Source organism: Mycobacterium sp. UM_Kg1 (assembly GCF_000972925.1).
GTDB lineage: Bacteria > Actinomycetota > Actinomycetes > Mycobacteriales > Mycobacteriaceae > Mycobacterium > Mycobacterium hiberniae.
Genome location: NZ_JRMK01000279.1, coordinates 1 through 2,165, shown reverse-complemented (window position 1 = coordinate 2,165; position 2,165 = coordinate 1). Strand labels below are relative to the sequence as shown.

The following is a 2,165-nucleotide window of genomic DNA, read 5'->3' as shown; positions in this document are numbered from 1 at the left end:
GCTCCACACCTACAATCACCAACGCGGCCACACCGCACTCGGCGGCCAACCACCCGCCAGCCGCGTACCTAACCTCTCAGGTCAGTACAGCTAGCCGCGGTGGTCGCAAGCGCGGCGGAGCGGGGCGAAGCGGGTCGGCGCCATCGGCTCAGCCGTCTCAGCTCGGCAGGTTCTGCAACCGGACCTGACCGCGCGCGACCACCCGGTCGTCGGCGTCGGTGATCGTCACCAGCCACAGCTGCTGACGCCGGCCGCGATGAATCGGAGTCGAGGCGGCGTAGACCGTCCCGGAGGAGACCGCCCGGAGAAAGTCGGTGTTGTTGTTGACCCCGACGACCGTAGCCATAGGTTCACCGCCATCGCGGTTGAGCCAGGCGTGCGCGGACACACTGGCCACACTTTCGATCATCGAGCAGTAAACACCGCCGTGCACGATGCCCGCCGGCTGGCACAGTTTGGGTTGCAGCTCCAGGCTGGCGCGCGCGCCGTCCGGCCCGACATCGGTGTAGACCAGGCCGATCTCGCTGTCGAACGGCGCGGAGAAGGTGGGCGGGAATCCGGTGGGAGCCATGTGATCGTTGTACACGACGGCGCCCCGGCGGCCGCTCCCCGTCCCGGCGGCTCCCAGCAGCCCCTCAGGTTGGGATACGACACGCGGTAGTAATTGCGGGTAGGCTTGCTGCGTTGCCCGGGGAGTTGATAACAGACATGGCGAAGCAGACCCATCTAGGGGACTTGGAACGAGCGGTGATGGACCACCTGTGGTCGTCGCCGGAGTCCCAGACGGTGCGCGAGGTCCATGAGGCGCTGTCGGCACAGCGCGAGTTGGCCTATACGACCGTGATGACGGTCCTGCAGCGGCTGGCCAAGAAAAATCTGGTGTCGCAGATCCGCGACGACCGCGCCCACCGCTACACGCCGGTCCGCGGCCGCGACGAACTGGTTGCCGGCCTGATGGTCGAAGCCCTCGATCAGGCTGCCGACTCCGGCGACCGCCGGGCCGCACTGGTGCATTTCGTCGAGCGCGTCGGCGTGGACGAAGCCCAGGCACTGCGGCGGGCGCTCGACGAACTCGAGGCCAAGGACCGCAGCCGCCTCCCCGGTGGCGGCCGACCCGCCTCCTGAGGGAGACTGGCAGCGTGTCCGCGCTGGCCTTTTCCCTTCTCGCGCTGTTGCTCGTAGGTCCGGTTCCGGCCCTGTTGGCGCGCGCTGACTGGCCGCTACGCGCCCCGCGGGCCGCACTGGTGCTCTGGCAGGCCGTCGCCCTCGCCGCGGTGCTGTCGGCCTTCAGCGCGGGCCTGGCCACCGCGACCCGGCTGCTGATGCCGGGCCCGGACGGCCGGCCCACGTCGACGATCCTGGGCTCGCTGGACCGCCTGGGGTGGCCGCTGTGGACGTTCTACGTCGCGGTCTTCGCCCTGACGCTGATGGTGGGCTTGCGGCTGGCCTGGACGGTGCTGCGGGTCGCCATCCGCACCCGGCAGCGCCGCGCTCACCACCGCATGCTTGTGGACCTGGTGAGCGTCACCGACCGGCCGCCCGCGGTGCGCACCAGCGGCCTGCGGATTCTGCAGGTGGTGCAGCCGCTCGCCTATTGCCTGCCCGGAGTGCGCAGCCGGGTGGTGCTCAGTTCGGGCACGCTCGACGTGCTCACCGACACCGAGTTGGCCGCCCTGCTCTGCCACGAGCGGGCACACCTGCGTGCTCGGCACGACCTGGTGCTCGAGGCATTCACCGCCGTGCACACCGCCTTTCCCCGGTTCGTCCGCAGCGGCAGCGCGCTGGACGCGGTGCGGTTGCTGATCGAACTGCTGGCCGACGACGCCGCCGTCCGGGTGGCGGGCGCTCCTCCCCTGGCCCGGGCCCTGGTGACCTGTGCGTCGGCCAACGTCCCGGCCGGCGCACTGGCGGCCGGGGGCACCAACACGGTGTTGCGGGTCCAACGGTTGTCGGGGCGAGGCAACAGTCCGGCCCTGGCCGCTGCCGCGTATTCGGCCGCAGCGGGGGTGCTGACGGTGCCCACGGCGGCACTGGCGGTACCGTGGCTGACCGAGCTGCACCGACTGATCGTGGGGTAACCCGCGCCGCCCCGAAAACCGGGCATCGCATTCACCTACCACCGAAAGGCGAACATATGAGCGCGTCGGACGTTGTCGGCACCGCCC

The 2,165-nt window shown here is 70.3% G+C and carries 3 protein-coding genes; 2 read left to right on the top strand and 1 reads right to left on the bottom strand.

Features of this window, described 5'->3' with window-relative positions:
* Positions 1-157: 157 nt before the first annotated feature.
* The gene (locus LI92_RS21025) at positions 158-571 is read right to left on the bottom strand and encodes a PaaI family thioesterase (protein WP_046322394.1); all 414 of its coding nucleotides are present in this window, start codon (positions 569-571) and stop codon (positions 158-160) included.
* 137 nt (positions 572-708) lie between these two features.
* Between LI92_RS21025 and LI92_RS21020 the strand changes: the two genes are divergently transcribed.
* Both LI92_RS21020 and LI92_RS21015 read left to right on the top strand, forming a co-directional pair.
* Positions 709-1,125, top strand: a complete 417-nt coding sequence (locus tag LI92_RS21020; RefSeq protein WP_046322392.1) for a BlaI/MecI/CopY family transcriptional regulator — start codon at positions 709-711, stop codon at positions 1,123-1,125.
* A gap of 14 nt (positions 1,126-1,139) precedes the next feature.
* Positions 1,140-2,078: a M56 family metallopeptidase gene (locus tag LI92_RS21015; protein WP_046322391.1), complete on the top strand. Its 939-nt coding sequence runs from the start codon at positions 1,140-1,142 to the stop codon at positions 2,076-2,078.
* Positions 2,079-2,165: the final 87 nt, after the last annotated feature.